Genomic DNA, 21,933 nt, shown 5'->3' with positions numbered 1-21,933 from the left:
TTTTTAAATTAATTTACAACAATTTTATTCTGGTGCACTTCTAATACACAAACTAAAAAAGATGCTATCTCCAGCATCTTAAATTTCAAAATTAAACTTTTATAGCTAATAAGTTATAAGTGTATTCAATTGATACGGTTCACCGTATCATTGGCAAGTGATATATGTTATTTATATTTCCTCTATTATATCCATTTGTTTCAATTTATTTATTAATTCTAATATTTCAGCTACATCAAAATTATCTGTAGGATATATTATTCGTATTCTTATGTCTTCTTTTGTATGCACTCCACTTCCTATAACCTCGTTCTCAATTACAAATTCATACTGTTTATAATTAAAACCTCCTAATCTTCTTTTACTTATTGAAAATTCACGATTATTTATTATTTTAGAAGAAACTTTAATAACATCGTTTAGTAATTTGTAATTATTTTTCGTTCTAACAATAATAAAATGTGAATCCTTTTCTTCATAACACATTTTTATAATATCATTTACTAAAGCAAATTGTTTAAAAAATCCTATTGCATCCATTTTAAATTCTAATTGATTTGATTGGTTATTAAGATATAGCTTTAATCCATTTGCTAAAACATTATTATTTTCACTAACAAATTCAACATTTTTTTCAGCTAAATAATCTTTAATTTGTTCAAACAACTTTTTGCAATCTATAGATACCTCTTTGTCTATAGTTTTATATGAAAATACGTTGGTAGTAATATAATCAACCGAATCTTTAATTCCTATTAAAGATTCAGTTTCATCACTTCTATAGTTAATTTGGTTAAAATCAGCTCTTGAAAAATTAGCTTTAATTGAATAGTCAAATTTCTTATTAATTATATGAATAATATTATTTATGCTTTCTTCTGATATTAAGTTAAATCCTTGTAGTAAGCTAATAGGTGGCTTAATGCTTCCAATATCTATATTTATTCCTATTGGGATTACTTCTATTCCCTTTGAATATGCATACCCAGCTTCAAAATATATCCATCCTGTATCTATCGACTTAGGTGTTACAAAAACGAACATTATTTTCGCATCTTTCAATCCTTCTTCTATCTTATACATCCAATTACTACCAAACGGAATACTTTGTCCATCGCTTGACATGAATATGTTTATTGTTCCACCAGTTTTTTCTTCAATTAATTCCCTTAATTTCATTAACGAATCTCTATCCTTAGATGAATGACTAAAAAATATTGTTGGTTTCATATGTAATCCCTCCATAAATATACTCTAATTATCTGTATCCCACATCTTAAATATCTAAACTACATATATTTTATCATATATAGTTATTTGAACCATAACTATATACAAATTTTTATATTTACAAGATTTATCATCAACATTCTTCTTGAAACAACAGAAAAAGGAGAACTTCCTCCATCTGGACTTGGTTCTCCTCCGTTGCTTAGATACATTATTAAGTTTTATTAATTCAATTTAATCTATTACAATAAAGCTTAATTTACCACCTATCCTTTATTTTCTCTATAATAGGCTCTATATTTTGCCCTAATTCATTTAACTTTGTTACTATCATTGTTGCTATTCCTATGTTCTGAGGAAGTTTAGTTATAAATCTTTTGATACCAGAGTATGCTTTTTTTAACTTTATATACTTTGGATTTTCGCTTTTAACTTGTTCTTGTATTACATCTAAATCATCCATTACTTCTTCTTTACTATCTTCTTCTATTTCATTAATTTCTTCTATATTTTTCTTTATATCTGATATCAAATTAATGATATCCTGTATGCTATTTGCATTTGAATTATTTATAGAGTATATGTCTCTTTCTGCAATATTAGCTGTTCCATAGTTATTATTTATACTTTGGTGTATGTGTGTTTCATTTTTTCCAGGTTCCATCGCAATCATCTCCATTGATAAATTATCTACAATAAAATCTACTAGCGGCTTAAACATCATATCTAAATATGACCTAACAATATCATTCCATGTATTACTGCTATGTTGAAAACTTGAAGCTATTCCTCTTAAATCTTTTTCTTCTTTTGTTATGTCAATTAAATAGTCATACATAGCCTTAATATGTTTAGACTCGTCTATTGGAATATTTATATAATTCCAATAATCACCATCAGGGCAGATTATAAAATCTTTTTTATAATCATATTCTATATCTTTAATCTTTTTACTTATTATTCTACTAATTATTTTATCTTCTTGGATAAACATCCTAAATCTTATTAACTGTATATTTCCTTCTTTGCAATCTGTTGTCAACATATTAGAAGCTACTCTTCTAAATGCAAGGCTTGTCTTTCTATATTCTATAATATCCATTATATATCTACCCCACAATATGAACAAAATACTTTAGATAATCCTGTACAATACAAAACTTTTTCATGGTTATTGCAAATAGGGCATTTCATTATTTGCTCTACAGTATCTACATTTTTTAATTCTTTTATATTAACTTTTTCCAACTTCTTATATTTAACTTTTACAAAATTGCTGCTAGTTGTATTTCGTGCAATTTCTCCAAACATTCTATTTAACTCATCAGCAATATAATTTTGGGCTATTACCTCTACTTGTTCCATTACTTCTTTTGTATAAAATGTACTAGTTTCATTAATCAATCCACAATATGGACAATATAATTCTGAAATTTCATTATCTTCATTTTGAAATTCATCAGCTTTTAATTTAAAATCAGACCCGCAAAAAGGACATTCAAAAGCAATATACCCTTCACTATCCCCTTCTATTCTTATTTCAAAACTTACATTACTCATAATATATCCCCCTTCAAATCCTTTTTATAATATATTTATCAATTATAAACATACAAAAATCTTATTATTTTCAGCTACACTATTATTTATGTATATTAATAATTTTTTTGTGTATCTCATTTAAATCATTTATGAAATCTTCCTTATATCTGTCATTGATATCTTTATTTGATATCTTACTTTTTAAATTACTAATTAAATCTAAAATTTCTACATTGTTATCCATATTTATTATATTCCCTTGTGCTACATTTACAATTCCATCATTATTACCTATATTTTGATATATATTAGTTTGATTATTTCTTGATTTAATTATATTTAATGGTTCTACCCAAAACCAAAGCTCTCTCTCTACAAAATTAAATATTAAGTTATTCTCATTTCCAGGTCTAAGTTCTTTTGTACAACTTGTAATTACATATTCATATTTATCATAATGTATAATTCTATTTTGTGGGTACTCGCTTCTAGCCGTACAAGCTTTTTTCGTTTGCCATATATAATATGGTATACTGAAATATTTCTTTTCTCCAAACCTATTAATACTACCCAGAGCTATATGTGTATATTCTTTTTTCTTATCAATATAACTTGATACTGCAATTAAAATTATAATAATAAATAATACAACTAGTATCTCAAACATATTTCTCCTCCAAATCAATGACTATTTATTACATTTTATCACATTATATCCCTAAATACATATTTTTATATTACAGGATTTATCATCAACTTTTTCCTACAAACAAAATAAGAAGTAGAACCTCCCCCAGTTCCATCTGGATTTGGTTCTCCTCTATTACTTAGGTAACTTATTAAGTTATCATTTATATTAAACCCCATTAATTCTATATCTCTAGTTTTGTATATGATTATTTAAGAAATTACTATATTGTATAAACTATCAATTTTATCATATAAGAAAAAGAAGAGGTATTAATCCTCTTCAATATTTCTAATCATTAATTAACTTTTATTGACAATATGGTTAATTGTAATTACTAAAATGTTTTTTTAATACCTATAAACCTGTAGATTTGAAAATATAATGTTATAATTTAAATGAAAATTCAATAAAATCACAAAAAAATTCACTAAGCATACTATATAGATACCATCTTTCTTCCATAGTTTATTTATATCCAATTTAACTCTATATAGTGTTGTATGTATTGGGATTAATTCACATTAAGTTCAGGAATATGGAATTTTTCAAGTGACTCGTCCCAGTTCGCACTTATAAAGTCTAAAACGCATTTTAATGTAGTATAACTAGAATTAAAATGTGGGTCATCATAATGAACATGCAAATGTTCTATATTCTTTTTAGGTGGATTCTTTTTTTGTACTTCTCTATCATATCTAAAGTAATAACACTCTATATTTTTATCATAATCCCATATTCCAAAATGATAACTGTACTCATATAAATATAACTCTTTTTCTTCTGCATCATATAACAGTAATTCTTTAATAGTAAAGTAACTTTCATCATTCAACGCAAGTCCAGCTGGCTTAGCTTTTTTTTCTTCAAGACTAGGTTGGCATATAAGTGTCGCTAAAAAATGTCTATCTTCAATCTTAACAGGATTTTCTTGAACATACATAGGTAACTTTGATTTTCCACTTACGCATGGCTCTAATTCCAACTTACATTTAGATATAATATCTGAGAGATTATTTAGATATTTATTGGGAATTATTCTTCCAAGTGAATGTAATTCAGAAATCTTTACATCTGCAACATCCTTCTGACTTAGAAAACTCTTCATATGTCAGCCTCATTCCTATTTTTTATAATCATTGCCCATAGCTGCTGTTCAACATTAACTTCCCCATTTTTATTTTCATAAATTTCTATAAATTCTTGACTATTCATATTATAAACAGTTTCACAATGTTCTATAAAATTTTGAGTTTCTATCTCTGAAATATCCTGTGCATCTTCAAGAATTAACTTATATGCTTCATCAAATAATTCCTTATTATATTCTTTTTTATCCATATCCAATACCTCATCATATATTATTCTTATAGGCATAGGATTGACATCTTTTTTATATTCTAAACAGCTATCATCATAGAAGTTATAAATATCCTGATTATTAAATAATAATTTATTCAATAATTGTTCTTTTTTTCTTCTATGACTTTGTAATCCTATACTATTCCATTTATATGAAGTAGGTATATCTAAAAATGACTCTTTATAACAAAAGTCCATTAATTTAATTTTAAAATTTCTTAATGCATAATCTTCCTCAGCACAACTTGTCTCGTAGTCATACTCACAATTATCATGAGCTAAGTTATTCATAAAAATCACCTTCTAACAATATCTGATATTATAGGAATTAATCTTGTATTTACACTTTTTCCAAGTTGAACAACACTATTTACTAAATCTAGTTTATTATCTAAATTTAAATTAGTTTTTATATTAGCAAATAATTTTTGCTTTTGTGGCACAATTGTAGTATACATAAATATATCATTTATACAATGTTTAAATCCAAAAGTTTCTACTTCAATATCCTCAGGTAAATACTTAAATAAATTATTAAAATTATGTTTTTCGTCTTCTAATTCTAATCTAATTGAAATAAGATTACTCTCATAAATAAGCTTGTCCTCAAAAAGAATTTTTTTTATAAATTCTTCAAACACTCCCATATTATCTAAAGATTTAGTTTTGAAAACTACATATTCTTCATCAATCATAATATTAAACTTATTATCTTTCTCTACTAAAAATGCAAAATTATCTTCTATGTGTATTTCATTAAATAAACTAGTTGCTGGAGATAATAACTGTTTTAATAAATCTTTTTCTTCCATTTGATAATTATGCTTTATTCGAAAAGTAAAGTTTACAATTTTCATAAATCCCACTTCCTTTCTTTTTGGTTATATATGTTATAATATACCACAATATGAAAATTACTTAAACATAACTTTCAAACATTATTACTTTATTTATTGATACCATACATAAATATTTTAATACGCTGTATTTATAATACGATATATTATATTAAAATGGATATAAAAACAAGAGGCTTTTATACTTACTGACCTTCAACAAATCCACCATTCCATATGTAAATATCCTTAAATTAGTTTATTGAACATGCCCTAAAAAACTTAACTTTGAGTTTTTTAACGTCAAGTAGAAACTGCTAAAATTAAATGTAATCTTTAAGATACCTTTAAAAGTGATTCTCTGAGGTTTTAAAATATCGATTTTATTGCATATAAAAAGAAGAGGGAAAGTCCTCTTCAACTATTTATCCAGTATAAATTTATATATATTTTGTATATTCTACTTATTTCACTAAATACATTTATTTAAAATATTTTTCACGAAGCCTTCTATCTACTTGAAGCCTAATCGACTCCATTTTTTTTAATCTCTCACTTATTTCCGAATCCCAAACCCCATCCTTTAAATATCCTATCCATTGTGCTGTAGTACACTTAGCTAATCTTATTCTCATATTATACTCAAATGGTTTTAAATTCTCTGGAATACTTTTGATATATGGGTCAACAATTATAATCTTTAACTTATTATTTATAAGCATGGCATTATAAATCCTATCATTTATATGTCTATCACCAAATCCATATCCAAATATAGTTAGCTCATCAACTTCATTTAATATTTCACTAAATAATTGTATTTTTTCCTCTCCCTCTTTAGGATTTAACGTAATACTATATTTATATCCTCCACTTAAAATAGAAGGTGTTAAAAACTGCATCTCTTTATTATTATCACTTATAACTATTTCATATTCATCCCTAATGGGATTACCATTTATAAAATACTGCATTTTATGCATAACTGTATCAATTTTCTCTAAATAGTCAATAGGTGTTTCGCATTTCTCCATGTCAATAAATAATATTCTTTTATCATCATCAAAACTAAATTCATTTAATCCTCCATGTATCTTCAAGAGATTGATACCTTTTTCATTCTTATAAAAATTCATATCATTCAACTTCATCTTAACTCTATCATGCATTAACAAACTAATCTTATTTGATAGTTCTATATTATTAATTGGAAACTGTATTTCTTCCTTAGTTCCAAATGTGAATGGAATTTTATTTTCAATACACATAAGCTCAATATTAACATCATGATTTAATGATAATACCCATAATTCATTTTGAGAATATTCTTTTAATAACCAACGATACATATCTAAATTTTTTTCTAAGATGTTATAATTTTCTTTTTGATATATCCAAAAAAATTCATTCAATATACTATTAAACTTACTTAATATATAGTTGTATGTATCACGATAATCTTGATTATTTCCACGTTCACGCTCATTCTTTTGCAATAACTTTATAAAATCCTCATAATTATTCATATCAGTTTCAATAAAATTACTATATAACTGCAAAAAAGTATCAAAAGCAGACTCATTTATTGGTCTATCATTTCCATAAGGGTTTGCTTTTTTCCACATAGATACAAACTTATCCATCTTACTTTTATTAAAAAACGAAAATAAATCCTTAGTCAATCCTTTTCCTAACGGAAATCCTAAATCATATGAGAATCCAGCTCCTATAAGAATCGCTTTCTTCAAAATTTCATCCCCCTCATTTATTACACTTCCATAATATCAATTAATTTATATAAAATATTGTATTACTTGTAATAAGTTTACGCCTTTTTTAATACTTTTTAAACCTTCTATTTCATTAAAAATTTCTCACTGTATCTCATTAAAATATTTTCTTATAAGATTTATACAACTCAAAATAATCCTCATATTTCATCACTCAACCACTGTTGAGGGATGCTGGTGGGTTTTAAGAAGCTTTGCTTCGAAAACACAGCTGAACAGGTATTGTAAGTTGTAATGAAGTTTATTAACTTAGATATTTACTTATAAAACAATGATTATAAAAAAGTTGACCATTACTGTATCCAGATAAAATAATATATTTGTAAACAGTAAAGGTCAACTTTTTGAACTAATCTATTTGGTTTAATTCTTCTAGCAATTCTTGCTTTATTTGCTCTTCTATCAACTTAACCTTTAATACCTTTTTCACTATATATTCAGCCGTTTTATCGATAGTTATATCAGCAATATTACGAATATCATTCAAGTATTTATCTTCACTTCTATAACTATATTTGCCTTTGCTATTATTAGCTTTACGTTTCTTAGCATTCTCTGTAATCCTCTTTTTTATGGCTTCATTCAGTTCAACTACATATTCTTCTTTAGATAGCTTATCAATCATATATTCTTCACAAGATTTTTTACCCTGTTCTATTAATTGCTTATCAAATCTAACGACATAAGTTGGATAATAACTAACCACATTATCATAGACAGTCATTTCTTTAAACTTTTCTATTGTTTTTTTATAAAATTCGCCTAGCTTACCTGCTTTATATACTACCCCTAAGTTATCTTCATTTTCCTTAATAAATCTAAGGTCAATTAAAGTTAATCTCTCACAATTTCTCATAATATTTTCTTCATCTTCGTTCAATTCAATGTGAGTTTCATTTATCTCAAAATCAACACTAGCTTTACGCTTTGTATTACCTTCAAAATCAGTTTTATCTATACTATCCCAAGCAATATTAACCATGTTACCAGTAATAATATTATAGCCCTTATGCCAAGATATTAATTTAGAATCAACTAAGCTATTTAATGCCTTTTCCAAGTTTTTTCTTATCATATCACGTGTACTATTCTTAAAATCAAAAACATTTTCAACTTTCAAATCTTCACTTTTTGCAAATTTATATGGGTGTTTCATACATTCATTATAATTAAAGTTCACAATATCAAGTTCGCTTAATAATCTACTTTTACTTAAAGCAATCTTTTCTTTGTCAGAACTAGCCAACTTATCCATTACAAACAGTTTTATAATTCTTACATAATCAACATTAGAACCTTTTCCAATGGTAGTTATCTTCTTAACTTTAAACACTTCATCAATAATAATCTTTTGCCCTTCTTTATGACATCTACATATAGAATTGAGTTCCTTTTTTCTAGCATCCATATAGTTTCCTCCAGTTGTTTTCCATCCCATTTCTTCACATAATTCTTTCCAGTTTTTATATTCATTCTTTGATAATGCCATGATATCATCATCCTTTCATCTTTAGTAGTTTATACAATTTGTTTTTTCATTTTTTACTGTATACTGTACAGTACATAACTATTCTGCTTTTTAGGTACTTTTTTACCTGTATTTTACAATTTTGTTTAAATAATTTTAGTTATCAAGAATCAATATATACTTAAACGCTATTTAAGGCTCTAAAATCTTCAAGAGCAACTACATTATTAAATCCTAAAGCCTTAATATGAGCCTATTAAATCATAACTACATAGCGTTATCTAACCCATCAAGGCTCAAGCATTTTTTTGTATTTTCCACTCTTAATAATAACTTTAAATATTCTTTTAAATCTTCGCTATTCTCAGGACTTATATTGTCTTCTAGCCAATCTTTCGTAAATTTGCTTATGCTTATATCTTTATCCTTTTCTAAAGCCATATGATAAGATTGATGCAATTGTTGATTATAGAACACCCATAAATTGCTTATTGAATTATTATGCTTATCCCTGTCGATATGATGTATTATATACTTCCCTAGTGTTTCCATAGGTATATTAAAAGCTTTATGCACATAATACTGATGCAGGTATACGTTTGCATAATGAATATCATTGGGACTTATTCTTTTATGACCATGCATTTCTGTTAGATATGTTGCTTTAGAATGTAGTATATATTCATCTGCAATATTTAAATCTTTTTTTATATACTCCATAATTTCGTATAAAGCGTAATGCTCTGTAAGGTCTAACGCCAGTAACCTCACTCTTATTTTATCCTTTCCTTTTATTTGTTCTTTGCAATAGTTATTAACTATCGCTTTGTCTTTGGTATTTAACATAGTTTATTTCCTCCTAATTTGGAGGACAATACATAATTGTTTAACTTGTTGTGTTAATTTTTAAATATTATCCTCCAGTTCATAAATTTTTTTAATTTAAATTCATTTACTTTTATAGCTTTCATAATAAAACCTCCTACGCTCCATTTAAGCGTTTAATATAACTTATATACCCTCTACAAGGCTAATTTTCACATTGTAGAGGTTTATACATTTATTATTGCTCCAATAGTTCTCTTTGTTCATATTCTCGCTCTTCCCTACTTTTAACACTTATCTCCATATATGTGCCATCATCATATAAGCAAGTAAATGTTTGACCCTCTTCTGACTCCAGTATTTGATATAATTGCCACTCGTTTTCTTCATATTCCTTTAAAAAGTCGTTAACGTCTTCAAGTTCACTATTGATAAATATTCCTTGCACCTCATATTTCTTTAATATTTTGATTAGTTGATTTAAATTTTTGTTCATTATAATTTTCCTCCTTGGTTTTTTATTAGTATTTTACTATCATTATTGTAAACGTTTACAATAATCAGCAGAATCCAGTTCGATTATTTTACTGCCTAATACCATTATAGCACGATTTTACTGATTTTGCCAGCAAATTCTGGAAATTTTTCAGTTATTTTGTAAATAATTGTTGATTTCATTAGTAAATATATAGTGAAATTTTTTTATAAATTATTAAAGCCATTTTTTGAAACTCAAGAACCAAAAAAAGTTTAAAACACTAACTTAAAACTCTACTCGTAGTTTTTTAATTCTGTGAGGTGTATGTACTACTGATAGCAATATTAATGCCAACCTTAAATTTATTCCAAAACGTTCACATCCCCCCCCTCCCACCATAAAACCTTTAGGCAATGTTTTATCTTACATTAATCAAAACTTTCTCTGCAACCTCAGAAGTCTATCAGAATTGATTTCAAATCACCATGTTGAGTAACTATATCATCTTGGAATTTTTAAGCCAACATTAATAGCCTTTAATATAATTTACTCGCTTTTCGCCACTTTTTACTTGAAAATTTTATTGGAATTGGTACTCTTGCTATTAAAAACATTTATATTTACTAGCTTTTGTATTTTCAATATTCACTATAAAATTTAGGTTTTAAAGGTATCAAAAAAGGCGGTATCTCTTAAATACCACCTTATCCTATTCTATTTTAATTCTTATATTTATTTCAAATATCTCTATTTACAACATAAATATAATTATTATTAAAACATTGTTGTTATAAATATTTTATATAACTTATCATCAATTTCTAACAAACTTCTTTTGCCATCAGTAAATTCAACTGCAATTAAATAAACACCTTTTGATTTTGCGGATAATCCAGCTAACATTCCAACAGGGCCTAGTAACATTGCACCTACTGCTCCCCTACTAACGGCACTAACGGCACTTTTTTTTGATGATTGGTCTATCACTTCATAATATTTCACCTTAGATTTAGAAATAGGCACATCATTTACTGTGCCATAACCAATACATAAAATATTTATAAATTCTTTTACTGGCATTCCAGAATAATCGCCTTGAATAACTTTATTTTTTGCTCCCATAATATTCACTCCCATTTTATATTAATTTATTCTAGTTGACTTTTTAATATTATTTAGGCATTAACCTAAAACCTATTTAACTTTACGCTTGTTATTTTCACGTACTAATGTACTTTTAGATATCCCTAATAGTTCGGCAACTTCATTGTAACTCTTATCACCACCATTAATAGTAAGCATTGATAAAGCATTATCTAATTGCTTATCTGTATATGCTTTTGGTCTACCTTCTTTAAATCCTTCTTTAGTCCTAGCTATTGCCTTACCTTCTTGAGTTCTTTCAACTATCATATCACGTTCAAACTCTGCAAAACTAAAGAATATATTTCTAATTAGTTTACTAGATGCTGTATTATCCATAACACCAATATTTAATATATTTACCTTTATTCCTTTTTCAATCAACTCATTTACCAACTCACTACCCTGTGTCATACTCCTAGCAAATCTATCTAACTTAGTTACTATTAATGTATCACCTTTCTCTAATTTATTTAGTAACTTATTAAATTCTGGTCTATCTGTCTTAGTTCCCGTAAAGCTATCTTCATATATTTCTATTGCCCCATTTTGTTTTAATATTTCTTTTTGACTTTCTAAACTATTTCCATCATGTGCTTGACCTTTTGTTGAAACTCTTGCATATCCATAAATCATAACTTAAACCACCTTTTTTACAGCTTTGTTTTGACACCAAGTTTTGACACCTCGTCACACCTTTATTATATGTCATGGTTTTATCGGTGTCAATATTCAAAAGTTATGATACCAAAGACTAACAAATGCAAATTATACATAGAATATTTTTTTAAAACTACAAAAGAAAAGGCTATGTTTTAATATAGTGTTGAAATATAGCCTAAAAAAATTATAGGTAGAATTGTCCACCTATAATGCTCAATATAAGAAAACTGTTATCTTAATTCATTAAATTGCATTAGTATCTTTTCCATATTTTCAATGGCATTTTTATCATCAATAGGCGAAATATTTTCTGTATTATGTGAATATGCTACTCCAATTGATTCAGCATTCATTTTATGTAGTAAACATTCTGCTGTATCTGTAGCTTTTTTCATAGAACCATCTCCACCTCCAACTAATAATATCCCACCTTTCTTTATTTTATCTATTGGGTTTACATTTCTAAAAAATCTTGCACACCAATAAGTTTGTAATCTACTCATTATTGCTAATAATTGCCCTGTCAGTTCAGAAAAATATATCGGTGAAGCTATTAAAATATTATCGCATTCTTGTATATAGTTATATACTTCCTGCATCTCATCATTCTGGCAACATCCATCATTTTTCCAACAGTATCTGCAATCAATACAAGGTTTTATATTACAATTATACGCATTTACAATTTTATATTCTCCATCTAATTGCTTAATAAATTCATTTACCCAAGTCATAGTATCACCATTCTTTCTTGGTGAACCATTTAATATAAGTGTTTTCATTTAATTTCCTCATTTCTTAAACATACCCTTTATTTCGTTATAATTAACTATTGTTCATTTGATTATAGTTTTTAATAACACTTATTATAACATGCTTTACAAAATATCACATATGCTTACATATATTAGCTCTCTATTTTTTAAATCTTTTACTTTGATATATGAATGTGTTACATTGCTGTGAACCATAAAGCTCTTAGCCTTTATTGTCCCTTTATCTGTATCAAATATCTGAAGCCATTTGAACCATTTAATATAATTACTGATATATTTTGTTGCAACACCATTAAACCTATTCATCCATTTCTTTAAATTGCTATGAAGAGCATTAATATGTTGAATATGATATAATCCTTCTTTATTTTTACCTCTTTTTATACGTTTGTGTTCTAATGATAAATCATTTGCAAATTGAATATAACTTTTATGGCTATCAGTACAAAGTATAGAAGCGTTTGCCATATGTCCATCGTATAAACTTTTTCTAATTCATTAGATGTAATTCTACCTTATAGTCACTTTAAATTTCCTTTTGTAACCCTACTAACTAATATCAATTATTGAAAACATTCTAGTGGTGCATACCACTTTTCACCATTAACTTCGATTTCAGTTGTAATACCAATACTTATTATATTTACTTTTGTACCCTTTTTTAATATAGTTGCTTGTCCACTAATTAACATCTGGTTTTCACCATCTTTATTTTTTTTATTAATATATGACATTAATTTATCATCATTTTCTTTTGATGACGATACTAATGTATCAGCTTTTAACGTCACACTTTGTCCTGAATGTAATTCTTTGCTACTAGTAGAATAATTGCTGGTTTTACTGCTAGAATCACAACCACCAACAAAGATTGATATTACATACACCCAAGTTACTATAATAACACCTAGAATTATGAATCCTAGTAAGTTGAAATCAGTTATCTTTTTCATTATCAATACCCCCCCTATTTTTTAACACTAAGGTTATATTATTCAAATTTGACTAGTACACCATATTTAATATTATCCCACAGGTATTGATGATTTAAATCTCCCATAACAGCTATATAATAAGTTCCAGCAGAAATGTTGTATTTTGATAAAAATTGATTAGTTTCCCCTTGAATTATATGTGGACTTGTTGCCGCAATAACTTTTCCATTCGAATCAAGAAGTCCTATTTTCATGATTGATGTCAGACCAAGTGAATCATCTTTTACATTTCCAGCTATACTAATCATTTTATCTGAATCAATAGTAAATTTATAATAATCTAAATCATTACTGTTTTCTATTGTACCTATTAGAAATGATTCACTATTTTGGGTTAATGGTGTAGCACTACTAATCCAACCATTATTTTCTTGTTCATAAACAAGATTTTCAATTTTCGCACTACTTTGAACATTGTTTTCAATCCACGCACCATCAGAACCTAAAATATACCCATCTATTGTAGTGTTTTTGACCATATATCCATTTGAATCCAAGTAGTACCATTTCCCATCAATTTGTCTCCATCCAGTAGCCCACGAACTTCCTTCTTTATACCACCATCCAGCACCGTCATAATGCCATTCAGCACTTGCACCTATTGGATTTAATACCAACACTGAAGCTACTAGCAATACACTAGCAACTAATTTTGTTAATCTTGATTTTTTCATTGTTATTATCCCCCTTGTACATTTAATAAAATATAAAAGGACTACAGTAAAAATATGTAATACATTTAAACCGTAGCCCTGATAACTGCGATTTCTCAATAGTTCCCTCTAGTAACAGCGTAAAAACATCATTACTAGAGTTCCCTTTTGAGAAATCAAGAACAAGGTTAAGTATGCGTCCACACTTAACCTTGTCTTTAAAAATATATATATACAAAGGTTAACAAACCTAATCTTCAATCGCCACCATAATACTATATTGAAATTGCATAGTAACTCAGCTATAATATTATATGGGTGTATCGCAGACTAGTCTGTATTGTGTGGTGGTTGTGACACCATGCCTTGCCTGTTCCTACGCCAATAGGGACAGGTGGTACACTCTCTCTTATTACGTTCTTGATTTCTTCACTGTCAATTTTAGCATACAAAAAAAGTAATATCAATAATTACATTCTAATTTTAATAATCTTCTCTTAAATAAGAATATTTACTCGAATATTTTAAACTTCTTGCTTTTCATATATATTAATGTATTTATATAATGTACTTCTTCCAATTCCTAAAGTCTTTGCAAATGAACTAGCAGACATCTTACCATATTCACCATCTTTAAACTTCTTATATTCCTTAATAAATTCCTTTGGCAATTCAGCTTGTGGTCTACCTAGTGTTTTTCCTTTAGACTTTGCAACTGCTAATCCTTGATTTATTCTAGCAACTGTCTTTTCGCGTTCCTGTTGTGCCATGTGTGCCTTAAGAGTTATAAATATATCCGCTATCATATTATAAATTGAACTATCTTGAACCTTTTCCCACTCATTTAAATATGGAGTATCTAATGCTATTATTCTAATATCTTGAGCCTTTAACTTCTTAAATTCTATTATAATGTCATCTGCGTTTCTTCCAAGCCTATCAATATCAGTTACGATTAATATGTCATTTGCTCTTAATTTATCCTTTAACTCACTAAATTGTGGTCTACTTTCAGCTTTAATTGTTCCACTTATACGTTCTTCGACTATTTCATCAAACTCAAATTCATTATCTTTTGCGTATTGCTCTAATGTAATTCTCTGACGGTCTGTTGTTTGCTTTTCCTTTTGTGTGCTTATTCTCATGTATCCAAATATCATAATTATTAATTCCTCTCAATTAACTTATCTTATGATATTATTCTACCATGTTTTAGATTTTTTGTCTACGAAATCACATTTGCTTTATGTAGACATGTTTTGAATATATTTTGACCATAGAATGCTACTTATAGCTATTAAATTGTCTATGATTTTACGTCTATGTAATCATATGATTTATAGATGTAAATTTTTCCATAAAAAAGAGCCCTATTTCTAGAGTTCTTAAATTCCTACTATAATGAACTGTTTTCTTCTCTTTGAAAATGTTCTACTCTATACCCGCAATATGGACATTTAGAAATCATATCTAAATTTACATATGTTTTTTCAAATTCCTCTGATATACCCTTTGCTACAGCCTCTGAATTTTTATTTTCCTCAAATTCAAAAGTCTTTTTGCATATTCTACACTTTGTCATTCCTACCAAATTACCATCTTCATTTTTCTTAATCTCAAAATCGCTCATTTTAACCATAACTCTCACCTCCTTTCATATAACTAATTATACAAAAAGAGGTAAATCCCTTTAATTAATAATTTTTTGTGTCATAACAGTTCCTCTAATATTATAAGTGATTATTTAAGTATTCTTCTAATTCTCTATTTAATATTTGTTTTACAAAATTAAATTAATAATTATTATTAATCAATATTAACAATTGTTATTAATTGAGATATAATAAATATATAATATTAATGGGAGTGATTTAATATGATAAAATTTTTAAAAGAAGCATTTAGTAAAGATAATATAATAAAATCATTATCTAATTCGACACTTTACTCTTTCCCATTTTTTATTTATTATAAATACACTGAAGATGCTGAAGATAATGAAAATGTGTAATAGAATACAATAGGGCTTTATGGTATAAATATTAACTATAAAGCCTTATTTGTTTTTATAAGAAGAACCCTATTTTTAGAGTTACTTTATTCCTGATTTATTATTACTTATTTATTAAAATTTTAGATTTTATTATATTCTTATCTGAAACTCTGTATTTTTGTGCAATATCTACAATTAAATCTTTGAACCATTTAGGAACAAATGGGCTTATATATATATCATTAATTAGTATATTTAAGTCTACACCTAATGAAATTTCTGTGTCTTTTGACATATCTAAATATACTGCTCTTACCTCTTCTTGCATAATTGTCACCATATTGCATTATTATAAGTATACCAGTATGTCACCCATGTTTTCCTACAATAAGCAAAATATTTTGTCATCGTGAAATATAGCGCAGAGCATTTAACATTACAATAATTTTAGATATTTTTCTTACTATGTTTTTTTTCAAATATATTTTCTTGATGATATTTTATATATTTCTTTTGCTTTTCTTCTAATACTATCTTTATATTTTTATTTAATTCTAATTTTTCAATATCTTCATTATCTTCATTACATAATTCTTTAGATATAATAATATTACCCTCAGTATCAAATGTTATTAAACCTTTATCTATTAAATAATCATGATTACAACATAATAACAGTACATTGTTAATATCGAATATTTCAGCTATAGTCCCCTCTTTTTTACTAATATGCTTAGGTTTTAAATGACTTTGTCTTAATAATCTATTATTGCATATCCCACAAATCTGACATTGTTTATACTTTTCTATTAAAGCTTTTCTCAAAGCAGGTAAACTGTTATATTTTTTATCTGCTTCATTCTTATTTTTTGGTGTATTTTCTTGTATATTTTTCTTATATTTTAATATATTTATTTTTGCATAATTTACATTTATACCATATGACCATTTGAGATAGTCTAATATTACTAAAATATTATCTGCTATTGAATCCAAACTTGAGTTAAACCGTAATAATTTCCTAATTATTTTTTCTATATCATCATCTAAAGATATTCCATTATCCTTAAAATACTTTTCTAAATTCTTATCATGTTTTTGCAATAGAAATAATCCATCTTCTACATAATTAGAAAATATTAAATGATAAATGAAATACTTACTATCAAATAATGGTTTAAGTTTTACATCTGATGCCCACTCTAAATATTGTTCTTCAGTTGATTTTAACATATTCTCACCTCATTAAATTTAAATATTAATAATATCATAAGTAATTATTTAAGCAATCCTATTAGCTATATAATTACTATACCAGTAGTCTTTAAATCTATCGTAATAACAATCGTAAACATACGCAAAATACTATTTTTATCATACATAATAACTCATAAAAAAGGTCTATATTGTCGCATCGTTCAGCTCGAATTTTGAGGTGGATATTTAACTCCTAAAGCATAAATAGTAAACTCCTCTTATTGTTTATATTCAATCCTAATTAGTCATTTACCACTTCTTTATATTTTCCAATGGACTATATTTTTGATAGGCATTTCTTAAATCTTCATCTGATAAGTCTAAATATGCCTTTTCAGTAACAGTTACAGAACTATGACCTAGTAGTCTTGATAGTGTATAAATATCACCCTTAGATGCAATTAAAAAACGTCTAGCAAAATTATTTCTTAATGAATGAGGTGTAATATTTTTATTTAATCCTATTCTTGACATATAACCTCTAAAATTTCTTTCAAAATTAGGTGCTGTAAGTATGCTGTTAGTTCTTTGAGTTGGAAATAGTAATTCAGTACTTTGCATACTATCTTTAAATCTAAGCCATTTTTGTAGTATCTTTGTCATTATTGGACTATAGAAAACTACTCTATCCTTTTTACTTTTATTTATTTCAGCTGGTATTAATATACTTCTTCTATCTAAATCAATATCATTTATTGTTAAATTAATGCACTCTGTTAATCTCATTCCTGTATCTAAAATTAAATTTGTTATTACATAATCTCTATATTCATGGAATTTTGTTAAATCCATAGCTTTTATAAGAGCTTTCCATTCATCATCTGTTATTTGGTCTTTAGCTTTTCGTTTTACTTTTAAAAATTTTGCTTTTGATACAGTATTAGTTTTTATAATTTGATTTTCCTCCAGCCAATTAAGAAACACCTTTATATTTCTTAAATAGCAATTTATTGTTACTGGACTAATTTCTTTACCTAAATCCCTTCTATTCTGTTGAAAATTAATCTCTAAGCTTTTGTCATTTGCAACATATGAATATTTTCCTCTTTCCTTAGTAAATTCTAAGTATTCTTCTACAATATTTTTATTAACTTCATCTACTTTTGATATTTGTTTTTCTTCCTCTAAATACTTACTAAATAGAGCCAATGTTTGATAATAACTTTTTATTGTTTTAATCGATAAATTTTTAAGTTTGCAGTAATCTAAGAAATCTTGAATATAGATATTAAATTCCTTTTTTGTTTTAATTTTTGGCATAAAAATAACCTCCTATTAATTAGATTGTTACACCCAACTAATAAAAGGTCTTAGTCTTACATAAATTTAGAGTATTAATTGTTATGAAAAACTATTAGTTGCTATTAAAATATACATGGAAGACATTTCCAATAACCTCCAACTTAGCTTTTCATCTAGCTTAAAAGCAATTAGCTAACTTTATTCTTAAGTCTTAATTTATCAGCTATAATAGCTATAAATTCACTATTTGTTGGCTTGCCTTTATCATTGTGGATTGTATACCCAAATAGTCTGTTAATAGCTTCTATTTGACCTCTGCCCCATGCTACTTCAATCGCATGTCTTATAGCCCTTTCAACTCTTGAAGCTGTTGTATTATACTTTTTAGCTATTGATGGATATAATTCCTTTGTTACTGCTGATAACAGCTCCATATCGTTTACTACCATAGTTATAGCTTCTCTTAAGTACATGTATCCTTTTATGTGTGCCGGAACACCTACTTCATGTATTATGTTTGTTATTTCTGTTTCTAAATCTACAGGTGCTTTTGATTTAGTTTCTGATACTGAAGACATCATTGTTGATGATTGATATGAACTTCTAATTGACGTTTCTCTAGTTATATTATTACTGAACATTTCTCTTATTCTCTTTGTAAACACTTCCATATCAAAAGGCTTTACAGTATAATAATCTGCACCAAGAGTTATTGCTTGTTGAGTAATCTTATCTTGACCAACAGCTGATAAAATAATTATTCTTGGAACCTTTTCTAAATCCATGGTATTTAATTTTTCAAGAACACCTAATCCATCTAAATGTGGCATAATAATATCTAGGATAACTAAATCCGGCTTTTTCTCTACTATTAATTCTAATGCTTCTCTACCATCCTTGGCAATTCCTGTAACTACAATATCTCTTTGGTTTAATAAGTAGTCATTTAATATGCTGCAAAATTCTTTGTTATCATCTGCAATAAGTACCGATATTTTTGAATCTTCCATAATTCTTTCTCTCCTTTTGTCCATTCTTTTTTATGTTTAGTATTTAATATATAATTTTAACCCTTCTAACCACATCTTATTCAGTAATTATATAATCATATTCTGTTACATTATTGCTTGTGTATTTAGCTAAGACTTCGTTTCATTATCAGGGTATGTACTAAGGTATTAATAATACATAATAAATCCTATTAATATATTTCTTTTTACATAAATCTTACTACATATAATTATCATAATGCAATTATCTTCCACTATTTGTAAATTATACACTTTTTTTCTCGTAAAGTAAATACTTTATTAAAAAATACTTTTTAGGCGTTCTTTTATAAAAATGCAACTATATTTTTCCTTAGCTATCAATTATTAAATTATTATATATTTATTATATAATTATATTTATTTTTCTACAATGTATATAGTGTTTTTATTTAAGAAGTTTTATCCAAAATTCACTTTTTTTATTTTAACTATATATTTTTAATAATATTTCATAATAAATAAAAAAATGCTGTAATAAAAGCATATTTTTATATCTTTAATATCAAATATATTTAAAAATAAGGCAAGATGGAATTTTATTAAATTCCACCTCACCTAACATTACTTTATTATTCCTGCATCTTGAAGCATCCATTCTATATATATCCCATATCCTGTATCAGGCTTATTAATTAGTACATGTGTCACTGCTCCTATTATTTTATTATTTTGAATTATAGGACTTCCACTCATTCCTTGAACGATACCTCCAGTTTTTTGTAATAATCTTGGATCTGTGACCTTTATCACCATACTCTTAGAATTTGGAACAGATTGATTTAAAACTTTCTCAATTTCAATATCAAATTCTTGCGGTCCATTTTCATCAATAGTTGTAATTATCTTTGCTTTACCTACATATATTTCGTCTCTAAATCCAACTTTAAGTGGCTTTGCACTTTTATTTAGGTATTCTGTGTTCGTAACTTCTCCAAAAATTCCACTTTGAGTATTTTTTTCAATTGTTCCACTTGGATTATTTTCGTTTAAGAAAATGCCTTTTAGTTCACCTGGCAGTCCTTTTTCGCCCTTCCTAACGCTTATTATAGAAGATTCCAGCATATCTCCTTTTTTAATTAAAAACGGCTCATTTGTATCACAATCTGTAATTGGATGTCCTAATGCACCAAATGTTTTAGTTTTATCATCGTAAAATGTCATTGTTCCAACTCCAGCTGTAGAATCTCTAATCCATAACCCAATTTTATAGTCTTTACTATTTTCTTTCTTTAAATGAATTGTCTTTGTAAGATTTTTTCCGCTTCTTAATATATTGACCTTTATATACTCATTATCAGATTCTTTTATTGTTTTTAGTAAATCAAGAGAGTTTTCCATATCTTCACCATTGACTTTTAAAATCACATCTCCAATTTCAAGACCACCAGCTTTTCCCGGACTTTCTTCTTTTTTGTTATCAACTTCAATATCAGAATATCCAACCACAAGCACACCTTCACTATTTACCCTCACACCAATAGGATTTCCACCTGGACATATCTCTAAGTCTTTTATTTTTTGAACTTCTACTGATTTTAATGGAATCATTCCTAAAAATTTTATTTCATATTCATTTCCAACATTTCCGATTTTTTTGATTGTATTTCCTATAGGTGCAATAGACTGAACCGTTTTATCATCTTTAGTATATATTTTGCTTGGCAATTTTCTTATACTAATTGTAGTAATTAAAATCAAAATAAAGATTGGAGTTATAATTAAACCAGTTGTACATAAAAGTTTTTTCTTCATATTTCTCTCCTCCTTTACTTTCTAATTTTAATTTTCCCACTAGATTAATGTCTTATCCTATAGGAAGTCTGTTATTCTAGACAAAAAATTTAGCATATACTAAATTTTTAATGTATAATAATTTTATTTCTTTTATATAAACAAAACTTCTTTAATTTACGATAAAAAAATAAAACCATGCATCACTC

At 26.7% G+C, this 21,933-nt stretch carries 25 protein-coding genes and 1 pseudogene; 1 reads left to right on the top strand and 25 read right to left on the bottom strand.

The genetic code is table 11. The features are described from left to right. Positions 1-171: 171 nt before the first annotated feature. The 20 genes and pseudogenes from CDLVIII_RS29365 to CDLVIII_RS15655 all read right to left on the bottom strand — a co-directional run bounded on the left by CDLVIII_RS29365 (position 172) and on the right by CDLVIII_RS15655 (position 16,088). Positions 172-1,230 (bottom strand): toll/interleukin-1 receptor domain-containing protein, encoded by a 1,059-nt coding sequence (locus tag CDLVIII_RS29365; protein WP_009170437.1) that lies wholly within the window; start codon positions 1,228-1,230, stop codon positions 172-174. 259 nt (positions 1,231-1,489) lie between these two features. Continuing rightward, on the bottom strand, positions 1,490-2,332 hold the full coding sequence (locus CDLVIII_RS15740; RefSeq protein ID WP_009170436.1) for a hypothetical protein: 843 nt from the start codon (positions 2,330-2,332) through the stop codon (positions 1,490-1,492). Beyond that, positions 2,332-2,790, bottom strand: a complete 459-nt coding sequence (locus CDLVIII_RS15735; RefSeq protein ID WP_009170435.1) for a hypothetical protein — start codon at positions 2,788-2,790, stop codon at positions 2,332-2,334. Before CDLVIII_RS15735 ends, CDLVIII_RS15740 begins: the two co-directional genes overlap by 1 nt. 82 nt (positions 2,791-2,872) lie before the next feature. Continuing rightward, positions 2,873-3,439 (bottom strand): hypothetical protein, encoded by a 567-nt coding sequence (locus CDLVIII_RS15730; protein ID WP_009170434.1) that lies wholly within the window; start codon positions 3,437-3,439, stop codon positions 2,873-2,875. Positions 3,440-3,504: 65 nt separating this feature from the next. Continuing rightward, on the bottom strand, positions 3,505-3,639 hold the full coding sequence (locus CDLVIII_RS32585) for a hypothetical protein (protein WP_009170433.1): 135 nt from the start codon (positions 3,637-3,639) through the stop codon (positions 3,505-3,507). Positions 3,640-3,974: 335 nt separating this feature from the next. Beyond that, positions 3,975-4,568 (bottom strand): DUF6516 family protein, encoded by a 594-nt coding sequence (locus CDLVIII_RS15725; RefSeq protein ID WP_009170432.1) that lies wholly within the window; start codon positions 4,566-4,568, stop codon positions 3,975-3,977. Continuing rightward, positions 4,565-5,113, bottom strand: a complete 549-nt coding sequence (locus CDLVIII_RS15720) for a hypothetical protein (RefSeq protein WP_009170431.1) — start codon at positions 5,111-5,113, stop codon at positions 4,565-4,567. The genes CDLVIII_RS15725 and CDLVIII_RS15720 overlap by 4 nt, the downstream gene beginning before the upstream one ends. 5 nt (positions 5,114-5,118) lie before the next feature. Further along, positions 5,119-5,679, bottom strand: a complete 561-nt coding sequence (locus CDLVIII_RS15715; protein ID WP_009170430.1) for a hypothetical protein — start codon at positions 5,677-5,679, stop codon at positions 5,119-5,121. 461 nt (positions 5,680-6,140) lie between these two features. Continuing rightward, on the bottom strand, positions 6,141-7,406 hold the full coding sequence (locus tag CDLVIII_RS15710; protein WP_009170429.1) for a hypothetical protein: 1,266 nt from the start codon (positions 7,404-7,406) through the stop codon (positions 6,141-6,143). A 391-nt stretch (positions 7,407-7,797) separates the two neighbouring features. Next, positions 7,798-8,937: a hypothetical protein gene (locus tag CDLVIII_RS15705; protein ID WP_009170428.1), complete on the bottom strand. Its 1,140-nt coding sequence runs from the start codon at positions 8,935-8,937 to the stop codon at positions 7,798-7,800. Positions 8,938-9,183: 246 nt separating this feature from the next. Then, entirely contained in the window at positions 9,184-9,762 is a 579-nt protein-coding gene (locus CDLVIII_RS15700) for an HNH endonuclease (RefSeq protein ID WP_009170427.1), read from the bottom strand. 217 nt (positions 9,763-9,979) lie between these two features. After that, the gene (locus CDLVIII_RS15695) at positions 9,980-10,237 is read right to left on the bottom strand and encodes a hypothetical protein (protein ID WP_009170426.1); all 258 of its coding nucleotides are present in this window, start codon (positions 10,235-10,237) and stop codon (positions 9,980-9,982) included. A gap of 756 nt (positions 10,238-10,993) precedes the next feature. After that, positions 10,994-11,341 carry a hypothetical protein gene (locus tag CDLVIII_RS15690; RefSeq protein ID WP_009170425.1) on the bottom strand — a complete coding sequence of 116 codons (348 nt, stop codon included), beginning with the start codon at positions 11,339-11,341 and terminating at the stop codon, positions 10,994-10,996. A 72-nt stretch (positions 11,342-11,413) separates the two neighbouring features. After that, positions 11,414-11,998 carry a recombinase family protein gene (locus tag CDLVIII_RS15685; protein WP_009170424.1) on the bottom strand — a complete coding sequence of 195 codons (585 nt, stop codon included), beginning with the start codon at positions 11,996-11,998 and terminating at the stop codon, positions 11,414-11,416. A gap of 257 nt (positions 11,999-12,255) precedes the next feature. Continuing rightward, on the bottom strand, positions 12,256-12,807 hold the full coding sequence (locus CDLVIII_RS15680) for a flavodoxin family protein (protein ID WP_009170423.1): 552 nt from the start codon (positions 12,805-12,807) through the stop codon (positions 12,256-12,258). A 96-nt stretch (positions 12,808-12,903) separates the two neighbouring features. Beyond that, positions 12,904-13,316, bottom strand: a pseudogene (locus tag CDLVIII_RS15675) (IS1595 family transposase); the annotation flags it as partial. A 48-nt stretch (positions 13,317-13,364) separates the two neighbouring features. Next, the gene (locus CDLVIII_RS15670; protein WP_009170422.1) at positions 13,365-13,754 is read right to left on the bottom strand and encodes a hypothetical protein; all 390 of its coding nucleotides are present in this window, start codon (positions 13,752-13,754) and stop codon (positions 13,365-13,367) included. Positions 13,755-13,792: 38 nt separating this feature from the next. Continuing rightward, a complete protein-coding gene (locus CDLVIII_RS29360; protein WP_050816274.1) occupies positions 13,793-14,470 on the bottom strand; it encodes a hypothetical protein in 678 nt (225 codons plus the stop codon). A gap of 503 nt (positions 14,471-14,973) precedes the next feature. After that, positions 14,974-15,609: a recombinase family protein gene (locus CDLVIII_RS15660; RefSeq protein ID WP_009170421.1), complete on the bottom strand. Its 636-nt coding sequence runs from the start codon at positions 15,607-15,609 to the stop codon at positions 14,974-14,976. Between the two features lie 236 nt (positions 15,610-15,845). Further along, the gene (locus CDLVIII_RS15655) at positions 15,846-16,088 is read right to left on the bottom strand and encodes a hypothetical protein (RefSeq protein ID WP_009170420.1); all 243 of its coding nucleotides are present in this window, start codon (positions 16,086-16,088) and stop codon (positions 15,846-15,848) included. Positions 16,089-16,325: 237 nt separating this feature from the next. On the opposite strand from CDLVIII_RS15655, the gene CDLVIII_RS32580 reads away from it, so the two are divergent. Beyond that, entirely contained in the window at positions 16,326-16,460 is a 135-nt protein-coding gene (locus tag CDLVIII_RS32580; protein ID WP_009170419.1) for a hypothetical protein, read from the top strand. A gap of 103 nt (positions 16,461-16,563) precedes the next feature. Here CDLVIII_RS32580 and CDLVIII_RS15650 read toward each other — a convergent pair whose 3' ends face one another. The 5 genes from CDLVIII_RS15650 to spoIVB form a co-directional block, all read right to left on the bottom strand. Next, entirely contained in the window at positions 16,564-16,770 is a 207-nt protein-coding gene (locus CDLVIII_RS15650) for a hypothetical protein (protein ID WP_035301815.1), read from the bottom strand. Between the two features lie 119 nt (positions 16,771-16,889). After that, positions 16,890-17,675, bottom strand: coding sequence for an HNH endonuclease (locus tag CDLVIII_RS29355; protein WP_009170417.1), 786 nt, complete (start codon positions 17,673-17,675; stop codon positions 16,890-16,892). A 273-nt stretch (positions 17,676-17,948) separates the two neighbouring features. Next, positions 17,949-18,959 carry a tyrosine-type recombinase/integrase gene (locus CDLVIII_RS15640; RefSeq protein WP_009170416.1) on the bottom strand — a complete coding sequence of 337 codons (1,011 nt, stop codon included), beginning with the start codon at positions 18,957-18,959 and terminating at the stop codon, positions 17,949-17,951. A gap of 170 nt (positions 18,960-19,129) precedes the next feature. Beyond that, entirely contained in the window at positions 19,130-19,951 is an 822-nt protein-coding gene (gene spo0A, locus CDLVIII_RS15635; protein ID WP_009170415.1) for a sporulation transcription factor Spo0A, read from the bottom strand. 603 nt (positions 19,952-20,554) lie between these two features. Further along, positions 20,555-21,745: a SpoIVB peptidase gene (gene spoIVB, locus CDLVIII_RS15630; protein ID WP_009170414.1), complete on the bottom strand. Its 1,191-nt coding sequence runs from the start codon at positions 21,743-21,745 to the stop codon at positions 20,555-20,557. Between the last annotated feature and the right edge of the window lie 188 nt (positions 21,746-21,933).

Origin of the sequence: Clostridium sp. DL-VIII, from assembly GCF_000230835.1 — a bacterium.
Lineage (GTDB): Bacteria > Bacillota > Clostridia > Clostridiales > Clostridiaceae > Clostridium.
This window is presented reverse-complemented; position numbering and strand designations above follow the sequence as displayed.